Annotated in this window: 18 protein-coding genes; 7 read left to right on the top strand and 11 right to left on the bottom strand. The window is 63.9% G+C overall.

Going from position 1 to position 16,800, the window contains the following annotated elements; genetic code table 11:
* Positions 1-48: 48 nt before the first annotated feature.
* From QSV36_RS19815 to QSV36_RS19805, 3 genes are all read right to left on the bottom strand, one after another.
* Entirely contained in the window at positions 49-519 is a 471-nt protein-coding gene (locus QSV36_RS19815) for a hypothetical protein (protein WP_289133841.1), read from the bottom strand.
* A gap of 68 nt (positions 520-587) precedes the next feature.
* On the bottom strand, positions 588-1,061 hold the full coding sequence (locus tag QSV36_RS19810) for a WbuC family cupin fold metalloprotein (protein WP_289133840.1): 474 nt from the start codon (positions 1,059-1,061) through the stop codon (positions 588-590).
* A 2-nt stretch (positions 1,062-1,063) separates the two neighbouring features.
* Positions 1,064-1,621: a hypoxanthine-guanine phosphoribosyltransferase gene (locus tag QSV36_RS19805; RefSeq protein WP_289133839.1), complete on the bottom strand. Its 558-nt coding sequence runs from the start codon at positions 1,619-1,621 to the stop codon at positions 1,064-1,066.
* Between the two features lie 158 nt (positions 1,622-1,779).
* Here QSV36_RS19805 and upp point away from each other — a divergent pair, with 158 nt between their 5' ends.
* Together upp and QSV36_RS19795 are read left to right on the top strand one after the other, a co-directional pair.
* A complete protein-coding gene (gene upp / locus QSV36_RS19800) occupies positions 1,780-2,418 on the top strand; it encodes a uracil phosphoribosyltransferase (protein WP_289133838.1) in 639 nt (212 codons plus the stop codon).
* A 2-nt stretch (positions 2,419-2,420) separates the two neighbouring features.
* On the top strand, positions 2,421-3,692 hold the full coding sequence (locus tag QSV36_RS19795; protein WP_289133837.1) for a uracil-xanthine permease family protein: 1,272 nt from the start codon (positions 2,421-2,423) through the stop codon (positions 3,690-3,692).
* Between the two features lie 63 nt (positions 3,693-3,755).
* Here the strand turns inward: QSV36_RS19795 and hemH are convergent, their stop codons facing one another.
* Together hemH and QSV36_RS19785 are read right to left on the bottom strand one after the other, a co-directional pair.
* Entirely contained in the window at positions 3,756-4,772 is a 1,017-nt protein-coding gene (hemH, locus tag QSV36_RS19790; RefSeq protein ID WP_289133836.1) for a ferrochelatase, read from the bottom strand.
* Between the two features lie 13 nt (positions 4,773-4,785).
* Entirely contained in the window at positions 4,786-5,691 is a 906-nt protein-coding gene (locus QSV36_RS19785; RefSeq protein ID WP_289133835.1) for a TIGR01777 family oxidoreductase, read from the bottom strand.
* 187 nt (positions 5,692-5,878) lie between these two features.
* Between QSV36_RS19785 and QSV36_RS19780 the strand changes: the two genes are divergently transcribed.
* The 5 genes from QSV36_RS19780 (at position 5,879) to QSV36_RS19760 (ending at position 10,954) form a co-directional block, all read left to right on the top strand.
* On the top strand, positions 5,879-6,865 hold the full coding sequence (locus tag QSV36_RS19780; RefSeq protein WP_289133834.1) for an NAD(P)/FAD-dependent oxidoreductase: 987 nt from the start codon (positions 5,879-5,881) through the stop codon (positions 6,863-6,865).
* Positions 6,866-6,962: 97 nt separating this feature from the next.
* The gene (locus QSV36_RS19775) at positions 6,963-7,931 is read left to right on the top strand and encodes a YbgA family protein (RefSeq protein WP_289133833.1); all 969 of its coding nucleotides are present in this window, start codon (positions 6,963-6,965) and stop codon (positions 7,929-7,931) included.
* On the top strand, positions 7,921-8,820 hold the full coding sequence (locus QSV36_RS19770; RefSeq protein ID WP_289133832.1) for a MerR family transcriptional regulator: 900 nt from the start codon (positions 7,921-7,923) through the stop codon (positions 8,818-8,820). Before QSV36_RS19775 ends, QSV36_RS19770 begins: the two co-directional genes overlap by 11 nt.
* Positions 8,811-10,253 (top strand): deoxyribodipyrimidine photo-lyase, encoded by a 1,443-nt coding sequence (gene phrB, locus QSV36_RS19765; RefSeq protein WP_289133831.1) that lies wholly within the window; start codon positions 8,811-8,813, stop codon positions 10,251-10,253. The genes QSV36_RS19770 and phrB overlap by 10 nt, the downstream gene beginning before the upstream one ends.
* Complete coding sequence (locus tag QSV36_RS19760) at positions 10,250-10,954, top strand: SDR family oxidoreductase (protein ID WP_289133830.1); 705 nt, start codon at positions 10,250-10,252, stop codon at positions 10,952-10,954. Before phrB ends, QSV36_RS19760 begins: the two co-directional genes overlap by 4 nt.
* Before the next feature lie 41 nt (positions 10,955-10,995).
* On the opposite strand, the gene QSV36_RS19755 is transcribed toward QSV36_RS19760, so the two are convergent.
* The 6 genes from QSV36_RS19755 to hemA form a co-directional block, all read right to left on the bottom strand.
* Positions 10,996-11,514 carry an acyloxyacyl hydrolase gene (locus tag QSV36_RS19755; RefSeq protein WP_289133829.1) on the bottom strand — a complete coding sequence of 173 codons (519 nt, stop codon included), beginning with the start codon at positions 11,512-11,514 and terminating at the stop codon, positions 10,996-10,998.
* 105 nt (positions 11,515-11,619) lie between these two features.
* The gene (murI, locus tag QSV36_RS19750) at positions 11,620-12,417 is read right to left on the bottom strand and encodes a glutamate racemase (protein ID WP_289133828.1); all 798 of its coding nucleotides are present in this window, start codon (positions 12,415-12,417) and stop codon (positions 11,620-11,622) included.
* Positions 12,410-13,165, bottom strand: coding sequence for a molybdopterin-synthase adenylyltransferase MoeB (locus tag QSV36_RS19745; RefSeq protein WP_289133827.1), 756 nt, complete (start codon positions 13,163-13,165; stop codon positions 12,410-12,412). The genes murI and QSV36_RS19745 overlap by 8 nt, the downstream gene beginning before the upstream one ends.
* A complete protein-coding gene (prmC, locus tag QSV36_RS19740; protein WP_289133826.1) occupies positions 13,159-13,989 on the bottom strand; it encodes a peptide chain release factor N(5)-glutamine methyltransferase in 831 nt (276 codons plus the stop codon). Before prmC ends, QSV36_RS19745 begins: the two co-directional genes overlap by 7 nt.
* The gene (gene prfA / locus QSV36_RS19735) at positions 13,989-15,071 is read right to left on the bottom strand and encodes a peptide chain release factor 1 (RefSeq protein WP_170028253.1); all 1,083 of its coding nucleotides are present in this window, start codon (positions 15,069-15,071) and stop codon (positions 13,989-13,991) included. Before prfA ends, prmC begins: the two co-directional genes overlap by 1 nt.
* Complete coding sequence (gene hemA / locus QSV36_RS19730; protein WP_170028252.1) at positions 15,068-16,345, bottom strand: glutamyl-tRNA reductase; 1,278 nt, start codon at positions 16,343-16,345, stop codon at positions 15,068-15,070. The genes prfA and hemA overlap by 4 nt, the downstream gene beginning before the upstream one ends.
* Positions 16,346-16,800: the final 455 nt, after the last annotated feature.

Here is a 16,800-nt window from a genome sequence, read left to right as displayed (position 1 = left end):
TCACGGGATTTCGAAGGCCGGCAGTGTACCGCCCTCAGCCCGCGCGCCTCAACGCGTACGTACGGTGCCGGTGTGCAGGTCGGCCCAGATATGGCCGTTACCGTAGGTGAGGAACTGCACATACAGCGTTTCATTCCGCAGCAGGTCCATGATCACCCGGTAGTCGCTGACCGGGTAATTCAGGCTCAGGGTGCGGGTATTCTCGTCATACACGGGTTTTTTCAGGCTCTTGGCCGCTTCGCCGTCGAAGGTCAGCAGCACCTGGGCGATGGTCGCGCCCTTGCTCAGCGGCTTGCCCTTGAGACGCACCTGCAACGACGAGGTGATCGGGATCGGCTGCTGGTCGGACTGGCGCTGGGCGCCGACCACCACCGAATAATCGGTCACTTGCAACAATTGCTGGCCGGTCGGCGCTTCCTGGCGCAGGGACTGGTCGTCAGGTGGCAGGAACTGGCTGTGCAGCGGTGCGGCGGCAAGCGGCAGGCTGACCGCCAGCAGAAGGGGAAGAAACGCACGCATGTGAGGCTCCTTGTATGAAGAGGCACTCTAGCACGGCGTGCACGGCCTCTTGTAGGAGCGGCCTGGCATCAGTCGAACTGCGCAAGCATCCAGGCCTGGTACGCGGCGACCCCCTCTTCACCCTCGCGCGGTGCCCAGTGCGCGTGCTCACCCTCGCCCACCGGACGGTACGGCCCGGCCTTGCACTCGAACAGGATGCTGTCCGGCTCCAGCACTACCAGCCCGTGGTAGATGCCGGGCGCCAGGTCCACACCGAGGCAGTCACCGCCCGCCTGCAGCACCCGCTTGTCGGTTACCACGCCTTGTTCATCGAACAGCAGCAGGCCGAAGCGCCCTTTGAGGGCCAGCAGCGTTTCCGCCTTGTCGGCGCTGAGGTGGCGGTGCGGCGGGATGTAGGTACCCGGTTGCAGGCCGACAGCCATGCGGTGGCAGGGTTCTTCCATCTCATGGAAGGTGTGGTGCTGCCGCTGCCGCGGGTTGGCGGCAGCCTGCGCGGCCAGCCCGGCGAACAGCGATTGGTCGATGAACGCAGGCTGGCGCATGGTCACAGCCCCTTGACGGCGAAAATGCCGTTGGCGTTGCGCCAGTAGCCTTTGTAGTCCATGCCGTAGCCGAAGATGTAGCGGTCGACGCAGGGCAAGCCCACGTAGTCGGCCTTGAGGTCGGGGCTGGCCTTGCGCTCATGGTCCTTGTCGATCAGCACTGCGGTGTGCACCGAACGCGCACCGGCATGCTTGCAGAACTCGATGATGGCGCTGAGGGTGTGACCTTCATCGAGGATGTCATCGACGATCAAGACGTCACGGTCGATGAACGACACTTCCGGCTTGGCCTTCCAGAACAGCTCGCCGCCGCTGGTCTGGTTGCGGTAGCGGGTGGCGTGCAGGTAGCTGGCCTCCAGTGGGAACTGCAGGTGGGTCAGCAATTTGCCGGCAAAGATCAGGCCGCCGTTCATTACACAGAACACCACCGGATTCCTGTCGTGCAGGTCGTTGCAGATCTGCGCGCCGACTTTGGCGATGGCCGCTTCGACTTCGGCTTCGGTGTACAGGCAGTCAGCTTCACGCATGACTTGACGGATATGCTCGAGATCGGCGGACATGGCGCTCTCCGGGTGGCACTTTGGAAAAGCGGGCAAAGGTACGCATCCGCTCGTCACAGATCAAGCATTTATGGACTAACGTCCAAATGACCAGACGACAGCACAGGCTGAATAGATTAATCTAGCGCGGTTTTTTTGCCCGCCTTTCGGAGCCCCCTATGCCCACTCGTGAGATCCGCCATCCGCTGATCCGCCACAAGCTCGGCCTGATGCGCCGTGCCGATATCAGCACCAAGAATTTTCGCGAACTCGCCCAGGAAGTCGGCGCGCTCCTGACTTACGAAGCGACCCAGGACCTGCCGCTGGAAAGCTACGAGATCGACGGCTGGTGTGGCAAGGTGCAAGTTGAAAAGATCGCTGGCAAGAAGATTACCGTGGTGCCGATCCTGCGCGCCGGCATCGGCATGCTCGACGGTGTGCTCAGCCTGATCCCGGGGGCCAAGGTCAGCGCGGTGGGTGTTGCCCGCAACGAAGAAACCCTCGAAGCCCACACCTACCTGGAAAAGCTCGCGCCGGACATCAACCAGCGCCTGGCCCTGATCATCGACCCGATGCTGGCCACCGGCGGTTCGATGGTTGCCACCATCGACCTGCTGAAGAAGGCAGGCTGCAAGGAGATCCGTGCCATGGTCCTGGTGGCCGCGCCAGAAGGCATCGATGTGGTGGAAAAAGCCCACCCGGACGTGCAGATCTACACCGCTTCGATCGACCAGCACCTGAACGAACACGGCTACATCGTGCCAGGCCTGGGCGATGCCGGTGACAAGATCTTCGGCACCAAGCAAAAGGACGCCTGACCATGCAGGACGGCTTCAACGACCCGCTGTGGCGCCAGGTCGTTTCGGGCGCGCAGATGCTCTTCGTGGCATTCGGCGCGCTGGTGCTGATGCCACTGATCACCGGCCTCGACCCGAACGTCGCGCTGTTCACCGCCGGCATCGGCACCCTGCTGTTCCAGCTGGTCACCGGCCGCCAGGTACCGGTGTTCCTGGCCTCGAGCTTTGCCTTCATCACCCCGATCATCCTCGCCAAGGGCCAGTTCGGCCTGGCCGAGACCATGGGCGGCGTGATGGCCGCCGGCTTCGTCTACACCTTCATGGGCCTGATGGTGAAAATCAAAGGCACCGGTTTCATCGACCGCATGCTGCCGCCGGTGGTGATCGGCCCGGTGATCATTTCCATCGGCCTGGCCATGGCACCGATCGCGGCGAACATGGCGATGGGCAAGGCCGGGGACGGCAGCGTGCTGCTGCCGTACAAGACGGCGATGATGATCTCCATGCCCGCCCTGCTGACCACACTGATCGTCGCCGTGTTCGGCAAAGGCATCTTCCGCCTGGTGCCGATCATTGCCGGCGTGCTGGTCGGCTTTGCCCTGTCGTTCGCCTTTGGCGTGGTCGACACGGCCAGGATCGCCGCCGCACCGTGGCTGGAACTGCCCAACTTCACCGCGCCGGCATTCAACTGGCAGGCCATCCTGTTCATCGTCCCGGTTGCCCTGGCACCGGCGATCGAGCACATCGGCGGGGTGATTGCGGTGGGCAGCGTGACCGGCCGCGACTACTTGAAGAAGCCCGGCCTGCACCGCACCCTGCTGGGTGACGGCCTAGCCACTACCGCCGCCGGCCTGTTCGGCGGCCCGCCCAACACCACCTACGCCGAAGTGACCGGCGCGGTGATGCTGACCAAGAACTACAACCCGAAAATCATGACCTGGGCGGCAATCTTCGCCATCACCCTGGCCTTCATCGGCAAGTTCGGCGCGCTGCTGCAGAGCATTCCGGTGCCGGTGATGGGCGGCATCCTGTGCCTGCTGTTCGGCTCGATCGCAGCGGTGGGCATGAATACCATGATCCGCCACAAGATCGACCTGGCCGAAGCGCGCAACCTGGTGATCGTCTCGGTCACCCTGGTGTTCGGTATTGGCGGCGTGCTCATCGGCAGCGGCGACGGCCCGGATGACTGGGGCCTGAAAGGCATTGCCCTGTGTGCCATCGTGGCCATCGCCCTGAACCTGATTCTGCCGGGCAATGATGGCTGGAAGCACAAGAAGCTGGATGATCAGCCTTGATCTGATTCGGCCTCTTCACGGGCCTACCCGCGAAGAGGCCGGCACAGACAGACGCGCTGAGAATCAGGCCTTTTCGCACATATCAGCCAGCACCCTCACCCACTCCGGATGATCATTGAGGCACGGCACCAGCACCAGTTCTCGCCCCCCCGCCTCGACAAACTGCTCACTGCCACGCATGCCGATCTCTTCCAGCGTTTCGATGCAATCGGCGACGAACGCCGGGCACATCACCAGCAGCTTCTTCACCCCGGCCCTGGCCAGCTCGTCCAGGCGTGTCTCGGTATAGGGTTCGATCCACTTGTCCCGGCCCAACCGCGACTGGAACGATACCGACCATTTGCCATCGGCAATGCCCATTTTCCGCGCAAAAGCCTTGGCCGTGGCCAGGCATTGCCCACGGTAGCAGACCGCCCGCACTTCGGCGGGCGCAGCGTCACAGCAATCGGCAGCCCGCAGGTCGTGCTGGCTACCTTTCGGGAACAACTTCTTCAGGTGGCGTTCCGGCAGGCCGTGAAAGCTGAGCAGTACGTGGTCATAGGCCTGCTCCAGATAGGGACGGGCGCTGGCGGCCAGTGCCTCGACATAGTCCGGGTGTTCATAAAACGGCTGCAGCACGCGCATCTGCAACGGTAGCCGCTGCTCGGCAATGGTCTGCCTTGCCTGCTCCACTACCGTGGTTACCGTGCTATCGGCGAACTGTGGGTAGAGCGGTGCCAAGGTCACCTTGCGCACGCCTTGTTGCGCCAGCCGCCCCAGCACTTCAGGCAACGCCGGCTGGCCATAGCGCATGGCGATTTCCACCGGGCCGTGCGGCCAGTGCCCGACCATTGCCGCCTGCAGACGCCGGGTCAGCACCACCAGTGGCGACCCCTCGTCCCACCAGATAGAGGCATAGGCGTGCGCCGACTGCTCCGGGCGCTTGATCAGGATCAGCGACACCAGCAGGCGCCGCAGCGGCCAGGGCAGGTCGACCACATACGGGTCCATGAGAAACTGGTCGAGGTAGCGGCGCACATCGGCCACCGAAGTGGAGGCAGGGGAACCCAGGTTGACCAGCAGCAGGGCGTGATCGGTCATGCAGCGTCCTATGTCAGAGTTGGCCGGACAGGTTGTCCAGGGCCGATTGCAGATCGTTGAAGCGGAAGGTAAAGCCTGCCGCCAGCAAGCGTACCGGGCGGGCGCGCTGGCCGCCGAGCAGCAGGACCGACAGCTCGCCCAGACCGGCCTTGAGCAGCAGTGCCGGCAGCGGCAGCAGCGCCGGACGGTGCAAGGTGCGGCCCAGGCGCGTGGCGAATTCACGGTTGCGCACGGGCTCCGGGGCGCAGGCATTATAAGGACCGCTGGCGTCCTTGTGCTGCAAGAGAAAATCAATCAGGGCGACCTGGTCGTCTATATGGATCCAGGGCATCCACTGCCGCCCGTTGCCCAAGGGCCCGCCCAGCCCCAGCTTGAAGGGCATGCGCAGGCGCGACAAAAAGCCGCCCTCAGCGGCCAGCACCAGCCCGGTGCGTACCAACACCACGCGGATGCCCTGGGCCTGGGAACGCAGCGCGGTTTCCTCCCAGGCAATACACAGCTGGCTGGCGAAATCTTCCCGCACCGGTGGTGAAACCTCGCTCAGCTCGCGTTCGCCACCATCCCCGTACCAGCCTACAGCCGAACCGGAAATCAGCACTTCCGGGCGCTGCTCACGGGTGCCCAGCCAGCTCAGCAACTGCTCGGTAAGGGTGACTCGGCTGGCCCACAAGAGGTTGCGCCTGGCCGCCGTCCAGGGCCGGTCTGCAATCGGAGCGCCAGCCAGGTTGACCACCGCATCCAGTTGATCGTCCGCCTCCAGCTGCTCCAGCCGGGCGATACCGCGCACACCGGCCCCGCAGATTGCCGGCACCTGTTCAGGCCGCCGGCTCCACACCGTCAGTCGATGCCCCTGGCCAAGCCAGTACCGGCACAGGTGCCGGCCAATCAACCCGGTGCCGCCTGTCAGCAATATATGCATGGCTGTGTCCTCGCAGAATGCGGCGGTGGTCTATTTTTAACGACAAGGCACTTTTTTGACCCGACGCTCTCGGATAAACATAGGCCAAGCTGCCCGCCAAAGCGGTATAACCTTATACAAAATTTGTGCATTGTACAGGTTTGTCTGACAGCGTAGTCTGCTTACAGCAAGGTTTGAAGAGGCCATCATGACAGTACCAATCGCCATCATCGGGGCCGGTATCGCCGGCCTGTCTGCCGCCCAGGCCTTGCAGAAGGCCGGGCAATCCGTGCACTTGTTCGACAAAGGCCATGGCAGTGGCGGGCGCATGGCCAGCAAGCGCAGCGAGGCTGGCGCGCTGGATCTCGGTGCCCAGTACTTCACCGCCCGTGACCGGCGCTTCGTCGAGCAGGTGCAGCAATGGGTGGCCGCCGGCTGGGCCGAGCAATGGAAGCCACAGCTGTACAACTACCTCGATGGCGAACTCAGCCCCTCTCCGGACGAACAGACGCGCTGGGTCGGCGTGCCGCGCATGAGCGCCATTACCCGCGGCCTGCTCAAGGACGTGACGGTCAACTTCGGCTGCCGCATCGCCGAGGTGTTCCGCGGCAAGCAGTATTGGCACCTGCAGGATACCGAAGGCTGCAGTCACGGCCCCTTCAGTCGCGTGGTCATCGCCGTGCCGGCCCCGCAGGCCACGCCACTGCTGGCTGCTACTCCGAAGCTGGCCGCGGTGGCAGCGGGGGTGCAGATGGAGCCCACCTGGGCCGTGGCCGTGGCTTTCCAGCACCCCCTCGACACCCCCATGCAAGGCTGCTTCGTACAGGACAACCCGCTCGACTGGCTGGCCCGCAACCGGAGCAAACCGGGCCGTGACGAACAGCTCGATACCTGGGTGCTGCACGCCACCTCGACTTGGAGCCGACAACATATCGACCTGCCCAAGGAAGAGGTGATCGAGCAGCTGTGGGGCGAATTCGCCGAGCTGGTCGGCTGCGTGGTGCCGGCGCCGACCTTTGCCTTGGCCCACCGCTGGCTGTATGCCCGCCCGACCAGCAACCACGAGTGGGGTGCGCTGGCCGATGCCGACCAGGGTTTGTATGCGTGCGGCGACTGGTGCCTGTCCGGGCGTGTCGAGGGCGCCTGGCTGAGTGGCCAGGAAGCAGCACGGCGGCTGCTTGAACACCTTGAGTGACGAAGCTATACAAAAATACTAGTTTGCATAACTCCTCGGCTGTGCTGGAATAAACCTGTACAAGATTTTGTTCTCGTACAGGTTTATGGAGACAGCCATGCACGACCCCTCCACTCATCGCAAGCCGCGTATTGCCATCAGCGCCTGCCTGGTCGGCCACAGCGTGCGTTATAACGGTGGCCACAAGGCTTCCGACCTGTGTCGCACGCAGCTCGAGGAACACTTCGACTGGTTGCCGGTGTGCCCGGAGGTGGCCATCGGCCTCGGCACACCGCGCGACCCCATTCGCCTGGTCGGCGACCCCGAGCGACCGGAAGTGGTCGGCACCCGCAACCGCGACATCGACCTGACCGGCCCGCTGCGCAGCTACGGTGAGCAAATGGCTGCGGAACTCGATGAAATTTGTGGCTACATCTTCATGCAAAAGTCGCCGTCCTGCGGGCTGGAGCGGGTCAAGGTGTACCAGGACAATGGCCGCCCGGCCATCAATAGCGGGCGTGGCGCGTATGCCCAGGCGTTTTGTGCACAGCGCCCGGACCTGCCCGTGGAAGAGGAAGGCCGCCTGCACGATGCCGTGCTGCGCGAGAACTTCATCAGCCGCGTGTATGCCTATGCCGACTGGCAGCGCCTGCTGGCCGAGGGCCTGAGCCGCGGTGCGCTGGTGCAGTTCCATTCGCGCTACAAATACCTGCTGATGGCCAACAATCCCCAGGCCTACCGTACCCTGGGGCGCCTGCTCGGCAGCATGCGCCGCGACGACGATCCGCAAAGCATAGGCCCCCGCTACTTCAGCCAGCTGATGCAGGCGCTGCGCCGCTGCGCCAGCCGCGGCACTCATGGCAATGTCCTGCAGCACCTGAGTGGTTACTTCAAGGACGCCCTGACGCCACAGGACAAGGCCGAACTGCAGGCCATCATCGGCCAGTACCAGCAAGGCGTGGTACCACTGGTCGTGCCACTGACCTTGCTCAAGCACCATTTGCGCAAGCACCCCGATCCGTATCTGCTGCAACAGGCCTATCTGCAGCCGCACCCAGAGAGCCTGGGGCTGCGCAATGCTGTCTGAGATCCTCCTGCCCATCGGCGAGCTGGCCCGCCGTACCGGCGTCAACCCGGTTACCCTAAGGGCCTGGGAGCGGCGCTACGGCTTGCTCAAGCCTCAGCGCACGGCCAAGGGGCACCGCCTGTACCCACTGGACCAGGTCGAACGGGTGGAGGCGATCCTCGCCTGGCTGCAACGTGGCGCATCGGTCAGCCAGGTCGGCGAGCTACTCGACAAGCCCACCGCCACACCGCCCAAAGGGGACTGGCAAACCAGGCAGTTCCAGCTGATCGATGCCATCGCCAATCTTTCGCAACGTGCGCTCGACCAGCAGCTCAACCAGGCCATGGCGCTATACCCGGCGGTTACCCTGTGCAAACAATTGCTGCTGCCGCTGCTCGACATTCTCGAGCTGCGCTGGCGCAACTACTTCAATGCCGGGCTGGAGCAGATCTTCTTCAACACATGGCTGCGCAGCAAGCTTGGCGCCCGGGTCTATCACGACAACCAGTTGCTGCCAGGCCCGGCGGTGTTGCTGGCCGATGACTACCAGCGCGGCTTCAACCCCGAGCTGTGGTTATGCGCCTGGTTGCTGACCAACAATGGTATTGCGGTGGAAGTGCTGGAGCATCCCATCGGTGCTGCACAGCTCAGCCATGCCGCCACTTCCCTCAAGGTGCGCGCGGTCATCCTGCACCTTGGCCCGCGCATCGATGCCAAGGCGCTACAACGCATGCTGCGCAGCCTGCCAGTTCCCGCCCTGCTGGGCGGGTCGACACTGGCCATGCACGAAGTGCCGCTGGCCAGCCTCGATCATTGCGCCCTCTCCTTCTTCGATACCCCACAGGCAGCCCTGCGTTTGCTTCAGGGCACTGACAGGCCGCCCTCAGGACCGGACTCATCATGCACTTGACCTGGCTGCGCAGCGACCTGCGCATCGACGACAACACCGCTCTCAGTGCCGCCAGTGAACGTGGCCCGACCATCGCCCTGTGGCTAGTCAGCCCCGGGCAGTGGCGGGCTCACGACGACGCTGCCTGCAAGGTCGACTTCTGGCTGCGTAACCTGCGTGGCCTGAGGCAGTCGCTGGCGCGGCTGAACATCCCTTTGCTGATCCGCACGATCGACACCTGGGAGGAGGCGCCACAAGCGGTGCTCGAGGTATGCCGCCAGCATCGCGTACAAAGCGTGCACTGGAACGAGGAATACGGCATCAACGAGCAGCGCCGCGACGACGCCACCCGCGCCCTGCTGGAACGTTCAGCCATCCATGCCCACAGCCATCTCGACCAGCTGTTTTTCCGTCCCGGTACCATCCTCACCCGCAGTGGCGACTACTTCCAGGTTTTCAGCCAGTTCAAGAAGAGCTGCCTGGAGCAGCTGCACCACGGCCTGCCGGCCCTGGCCCGACGGGTGCAGCGCCAGGCACCGCTACAGGTCGCCAGCGACCCCATACCCGAGCAGCTGGATGGCTTTGAAAAGCCGGCCCACGCCCTGCGCGAACATTGGCCTGCCGGTGAGGCCGAGGCACAGGCGCGGCTGGCCCGCTTTATCGACGAAACCATCGACGATTACCAGCAACTGCGCGACCTGCCTGCCAAGCCCGGCACCAGCCAGCTGTCCCCTTACCTGGCCGCCGGGGTAATCTCGCCGCGCCAATGCCTGCATGCTGCCCTGGCCAGCAACCGGGGCGAATTCGACAGTGGCAGCAGCGGCGTGCAGACCTGGATCAACGAACTGCTCTGGCGCGAATTCTACAAACACATCCTGACCGGTTATCCACAGGTCTCGCGCCACCGCGCCTTCCGGGCCCAGACTGAGGCTTTGCCCTGGCGCGACGCACCGGCCGATTTTGAAGCCTGGGCACAAGGACGCACCGGCTACCCGATCATCGACGCCGCGATGCGCCAGTTGCTGCACACCGGGTGGATGCACAACCGCCTGCGCATGATCGTGGCCATGTTCCTCAGCAAGAACCTGTTGATCGACTGGCGCAAGGGCGAACGGCACTTCATGCGCCACCTGATCGATGGCGACCTCGCCGCCAACAACGGCGGCTGGCAATGGAGCGCGTCCACCGGCACGGACGCAGTACCCTATTTCCGCCTGTTCAACCCGGTCTCGCAGTCGCAGCGTTTCGACCCCAAGGGGCACTTTATCCGCAACTGGTTGCCGGAATTGCAGGGTCTGGATGAAAAATCCATTCATTTTCCGGTGAAGGAAGCCGATCTCTTTGCTAAACATTCGTATTACAGTCCGATTGTCGATCTCGACAGTAGTCGCCAGCGTGCACTGGAAGCATTCCGAAGCCTCCCGCACCGGCAGGATCAGAGGGCAGTATCGTGAATAACGTGCGTAGTATCTGGGTAACGGGCGCCGACAATGGACTGGGCCTGGCGCTAGTGGAAAGCTTGCTCGCCCAAGGACACCGGGTAGCGGCAAGCGGCAAGCATGGCGAGGCACTGGATGCCCTGGCGGCACGCCATGGGCGCCGGCTGCTGCTTCTGCCCTGGCAGTTGCATGAGGAACAGCAGGCGGCGCAGGCCGGCCAGCTGATCTGCCATGCCTGGTGCGCGCTGGATGGCCTGATCCTCAATGCGGGGACCTGCAACTACCTGCCGGCTGACGTGGCCGACAGCGAGCTGTTCGAGGCGATCGTCACCAGCAACCAGTTGGCCGGCGAACTTTGCCTGGCCAATGCGTTGCCCTTGCTGGCCAACGGCGACTCGCCGCAGGTAATGGCGGTTTTCAATCGTTATTCGGCGTTGCAGTTGTATGCACCGACGCAGCCGAGCGCAGGCTGGAACAACATGCCGAAGTGGCTGCGCGAGCAGCGCCAGGCATTGCAGGCCCAGGGGGTCGCGCTGACCGTGGTGGGGCCACACTCGCTCAAGACGCCTGTGACTTCGGCGCAAGCAATACCGGAGGCCTGGACACCGCAGAGCGCGGCAGAAGAGCTGTTGCGGCGGTGGCCGCAGAATGACCCGGAGCTGGTACTGGAAGCTCTGGACCCGGCCAGCCTGTGGCCGCTGCCCACTGGTAGATGAATCTGCCTGCGGGCAGCGGCCACAGGGCCGCTATTGCGGGCTTACAGCGCCATGCGGTAATGCAGGCTGTAGCTTTCCACCCCGTCGTTCGGCTGCTTGATGCCGGCGTTGGAATAGTGGATCGCCCGCACCCCGATCTCATGTCCACCGGCAAAACGCAAACCAAAGCCGATACGGTCTTCGAACTGGAACGACGAGCCTAGCTGGTTGTCTTCCAGCTCGGTGCTGGAGAACGCCGCCACGCCGATCCCCGCCTCGATGTAGGGTTTCACCGAGTCGCCGGCAAACTCATAGACGAATACCGGCGCGAACGAGAGGCTGTGGTTACTCGCGGTCTCGTCACCGTCCCAATAGCTGTAGGCCCCATCCCAGTACCCGGTCAGGCGACCGACACTGGTTTGCCACCAGCTCGCTTCCCAGTTCGATTGCAGCCCCAGCCGGTAGACCATGGTCGAGTCGCCGGTCTGCCCTACCGAAAACGAAACGTCGGCGGCCTGCGCCGACAGTGCGTGCCCCAGGGTCACGACGGCAGCCGCCGCCAAGCACAGCAGTTTCTTCATGAGAAACATCCTTCTTCCTGATGCTGTTGTTAGTGTCCGCCTCATGTCAGGCAAAGGGTAGAAAGCGGCATTAGTACGATAGTTCAGCTCGATTTCACGTTTTTTTCACAACGCAAAGCTTTGCACACTGTCGGGCTTATGCCACAGCAAAGGTAGGATTTTTCTCATTAACTGCGGATCAGCGCTGGTCCAGAAGCGGGTGGCACCCGCTGGCCCTTCGGCTAGCAGGTCATGGGCGCCCAGCAAGCGCTGCAACTGACGGGCGACTGCGGCGCCCGTGTCGATGATCGCCACATCGGCTGGCACCAGGTCGGCCAGCAGGGGGCGCAGGAAGGGATAATGGGTGCAGCCGAGGATCAAGGTATCGCAGCCCGCCGCCAGCAAAGGCTGTACGTAGCCTCGCAACAACTGGCGCAATGCCGGGCTGGCCAGGTCGCCTGCTTCGATCCGCTCTACCAGCCCGGGGCAAGGCTGGGTCACGACCTGAACATCGCTGGCGAAACGGTCGAGCAAGGCGGCGAACTTGGCGCTCTGCAGGGTACCGGTGGTCGCCAGCACACCCACCACCCCCGAGCGCGTGGCAGCCGCAGCGGGCTTCACCGCCGGCTCCATGCCGACCAGCGGCCAGGTCGGGTACAATTCTCGCAAATCGGCCACCGCCGCCACTGTCGCCGTGTTGCAGGCCAGCACCATGGCCTTGGCGCCTTGTTCATGAAAGAACCCGGCAATTCGTCGGCAGCGCTCGCGGATATAGTCCGGGGTCTTTTCGCCATACGGCACATGACCGCAATCGGCCACGTACAGCAGCGTCTCGCCAGGCAGCAGGCGCTGGATCTCGGCGAGCACCGACAAGCCACCGACCCCCGAATCCATCACGCCGATCGGCGCCGAGCGCTCAGCCATCGCGCTTGCCGCACACTGCACAGGCGGGATCACGCTTGACCCGCAATTCACGGATGCGGGTGCCGAGGGCATCGATCAGCAGCAGGCGCCCGACCAGCGGCTCGCCAAAGCCAGCCAGCAGCTTCATGGCCTCCAACGCCTGCAGGCTGCCCACCAGGCCAACGAGGGGCCCAATCACGCCGGCTTCGCTGCAAGTCAGTTCGGCTTCGCTGCCATGGCCGTACAGGCAGTGGTAGCAAGGACTGTAGTCACGCCGTGGGTCGAATACGGAAAGCTGCCCTTCCAGGCGGATCGCCGCACCGCTGACCAGCGGCTTGAGCGCCGCGACACAGGCGGCATTGACCGCCTCGCGGGTGCTGAAGTTGTCCGAGCAATCCAGCACCAGGTCGACTGCCGCCACGGCAGCGGCCAGCGAGTCCTCGTCCAAGGCCTGGCGATGGGCGACCAGGCTGATTTCCGGGTTGATCGCCTGCAAGCGCTGCAGGGCTGAATCGACCTTGCTCATGCCGACGCTGGCATTGTCATGAATCACCTGGCGTTGCAGGTTGGTCAGGTCGACGGTATCGAAGTCGGCCAGGTGCAGCTCACCCACACCGGCGGCGGCCAGGTACAAGGCGACCGGCGACCCCAGCCCACCGAGCCCGACGATCAGCGCCTTGCTCCGCTTGAGGCGCAACTGGCCGTCAATGTCGATCTGGGCCAGCAATACCTGCCGGCTGTAACGCAGCAGTTCCTGATCACTCAGCATGGCAGGCGCCCCAGGGTAATGCGTTCATGGCCGCCCAGGTCGGTGCGACTGGCGACCTCGATGAAGCCTTGTTCAGCCAGCAAGGCGCGTACTGCCGCTGCCTGATCGTAGCCGTGTTCCAGCAGCAGCCAGCCGCCCGCTACCAGGTGGGCCGGGGCCTGGGCGGCGATGACGCGCAGATCGTCCAGGCCATCGGCGCCGGCCACCAGGGCGCTGCTGGGCTCGAAACGTACGTCGCCGGCGACCAGGTGCGGGTCGGCGGCGGCGATATAGGGCGGGTTGCTGACAATCAGGTCGAAACGCTCGCCGGCCAAGCCGTCGAACCAGTGGCTGACCCGCACCTGGGCGTTTGCCAGGCCCAGCCGCTGGCGGTTGCGCTCGGCCAGGGCCGCAGCCTCCTCCACCCGGTCGACTGCGGTTACCTGCCAGGCCGGGCGATCGCTGGCCAGGGCCAGGGCAATCGCGCCGGTGCCGGTGCCCAGGTCAAGGACCCTGGCCGGCGTGGCGGGTTGCAGTTCAAGGGCGGTTTCGACCAGCAGCTCGGTATCCGGCCGCGGGATCAAGGTGTGAGGAGCCACTTCCAGGTCGAGCGTCCAGAAACCCTGCTGCCCGAGGATGTAGGCGACCGGCTCGCCGTCGCGCCGGCGCTGCAGGTAACTGGCATAGGTCTCGGCATCTTCGCTGCTGACGATCCGCTCGGGCCAGGTGTGCAGGTAGCTGCGCGACTTGCCGATGGCGGCAGCCAGCAGCAGCTCGGCATCCAGCCGCTCGGTGGGCGATTCTGGCAACTGCGCATTGCGCAGCAGGCTGGCGATGATGGTCATCAGTCCCCCAGCGCGGCCAGCTGATCGGCCTGGTATTCGGCCAACAGCGGTTCGATGACGGCCTCCACGCCACCGGCGAGGATGTCGTCCAGCGAGTACAGGGTCAGGTTGATACGGTGGTCGGTCACCCGGCCCTGTGGATAGTTGTACGTGCGGATGCGCTCGGAACGGTCGCCCGAACCGACCAGCAGCTTGCGCTCGCTGGCGATGGCGTTCTGCGCGGCGCTGGTCTGCATGTCGTTGAGCTTGGCCGACAGCCAGGACATGGCACGGGCACGGTTCTTGTGCTGCGAACGCTCTTCCTGGCACTCGACCACGATGCCGGTCGGCAAGTGGGTGATGCGGATCGCCGAGTCGGTCTTGTTGACGTGCTGGCCGCCGGCACCGGATGCGCGGTAGGTGTCCACACGCAGGTCGGCCGGGTTGATTTCGATGGCGGCCTGTTCGTCCGGTTCGGGCAGTACCGCCACGGTGCACGCCGACGTGTGGATACGGCCCTGGGACTCGGTCTCGGGCACGCGCTGTACACGGTGCGCGCCGGACTCGAACTTGAGCTTGCCGTATACATTGTCACCCTCGACGCGGGCGATGATTTCCTTGTAGCCGCCGTGCTCGCCTTCGTTCTCGGAGAGGATTTCCAGGCGCCAGCCGCGCTTTTCGGCGTAGCGCGAATACATGCGGAACAGGTCGCCGGAGAAGATCGCCGCCTCGTCGCCACCGGTACCGGCACGGATCTCGAGGAACACGTTGCGGCCGTCGTTGGGGTCTTTGGGCAGCAGCATGCGTTGCAGCTGCGCCTCCAGCGTCAGCAGTTGTTCCTTGGCTTCACGCACTTCTTCCACGGCCATTTCGCGCAGGTCCGGGTCACTGTCCTTGAGCAGCGCCTGGGCGCCTTCGAGGTCGTCCTGGACTTTGCGCCACTCTTTATATGCAGCGTAGACCGGCTCGACTTCGGCGTATTCACGGGAATAGGCGCGGAAGCGCGTCTGGTCGGAAATGACCTCGGCATCACCGAGCAATGCGGTGAGTTCTTCGAAGCGGTCCTGGAGGATTTCCAGTTTGTTCAGCAGCGACGCTTTCATTGCGGGGATTTGTCCGTCGAGCCCTCGTTGAGGGCAAAGAGTTCCTGGGCCATGGCCAGCGCATCGAGGCGGCCCTCGGCCGAGAGCCTTTTCAGTTGCACGCTGGGCGCGTGCAGGAGTTTGTTGGTCAGCCCCCGGGCCAACTGGGCCAGCACGTCTTCGGGGTTGCCGCCGTTGGCCAGCAGACGCAGGGCTTTTTGCAGTTCTTCGTCGCGCAGGCGCTCGCTTTGCTGGCGATAGGCCTTGAGCACGTCCACTGCGGCCAGCTCGCGCAGGCGCAGCATGAAATCTTCCGCCCCGACTGCCACCAGCTCTTCGGCGGCCTGGGCTGCGCCCTGGCGGCTCTTGAGGTTTTCCGCCACTACATCGTGCAGGTCATCGACAGTGTACAGGTAGACATCGTCCAGCTCACCGACTTCGGTTTCGATGTCGCGTGGCACGGCGATGTCGACCATGAAGATTGGCTTGTGCCGGCGCTGCTTCAGCGCGCTCTCTACCGCGCCCTTGCCGAGGATTGGCAACTGGCTAGCGGTGGAGCTGATGACGATGTCACTGTTGGCCAGTTCCTGGGGGATGTCGGCCAGCAGCACGGCATGCGCGCCGAACTGTTCAGCAAGGATGCTGGCCCGCTCCAGGGTGCGGTTGGCGACGACGATACGACGCACGCCCTGCTCGTGCAGGTGGCGGGCAACCAGGGTGATGGTTTCACCGGCACCGATCAGCAGGGCCTGGCTGCGGCCCAGGTCGCTGAAGATCTGCTTGGCCAGGCTGACTGCGGCAAACGCCACCGACACCGGGTTTTCACCAATGGCGGTGTCGGTACGCACCTGCTTGGCGGCGCTGAAGGTGGCCTGGAACAGGCGCCCGAGCAGCGGGCCGACGGTGCCGGCCTCACGCGCCACGGCGTAGGCGGACTTCATCTGGCCGAGGATCTGCGGCTCGCCGAGCACCAGCGAATCCAGGCCCGAGGCCACGCGCATCATGTGCTTCACCGCCTCGTGTTCTTCGTGCACGTAGGCGCTGGCGCGCAGCTCGTCCAGGCTGAGCCGGTGATAGTCGGCCAGCCATTGCAGCACGGCATCGGCGGAAAGGTGATCCTGCTCTATATAAAGCTCGCTGCGGTTGCAGGTCGACAGGATCGCCGCTTCACGGCTGGATGTCAGCCGGCAGAGCTGCTGCAGGGCGTCTACCAGCTGCTCTGGGGTAAACGCCACGCGCTCGCGTACGTCTACCGAGGCAGTCTTATGGTTGATACCAAGTGCAAGAAAGGCCATGCAAGGTCGCTGGTTGTGACGGGAAGCCGATAATTGTCCTCTTTCGCAGGTTTCAGGACAACCACCGTTCGCTATTGCGCTGGTAGCGTTACGGCTATCGCCGCCTCCAGGTCTGCACAAGCAGCAATTTCAGCATGCCCCGCTCTTGCTCTGCTCTGCTCTTGCTCTGCTCTGCTCTTGCTCTTGCTCTGCTCTTGCTCTTGCTCTTGCTTTTGATCTTGATCTTGATCTTGATCTTGATCTTCGCGACTTCAGGAGGCCTGCGCTCGGCCTCCTGAAGTCGCATTCGGCGGCGCCTGAACTATCGCGCGCTTAGAAGCAAAAGCAAAAGCAAGAGCAAGAGCAAGAGCAAGAGCCGAAGCAAGAGCAAAAACAACAGTCCAGGTACCATCGTGACTGGCTCTGGGACGAACCACCCATGCATGGCGCGGTCTTCATGAGCGAAGCGATAGCTT

Origin of the sequence: Pseudomonas sp. BCRC 81390, assembly GCF_030341915.1 — a bacterium.
In the GTDB taxonomy this organism is placed as follows: Bacteria; Pseudomonadota; Gammaproteobacteria; order Pseudomonadales; family Pseudomonadaceae; genus Aquipseudomonas.
The sequence above is the reverse complement of the archived record's forward strand: the minus strand, read 5'-3'. Positions and strand labels throughout refer to the sequence as shown.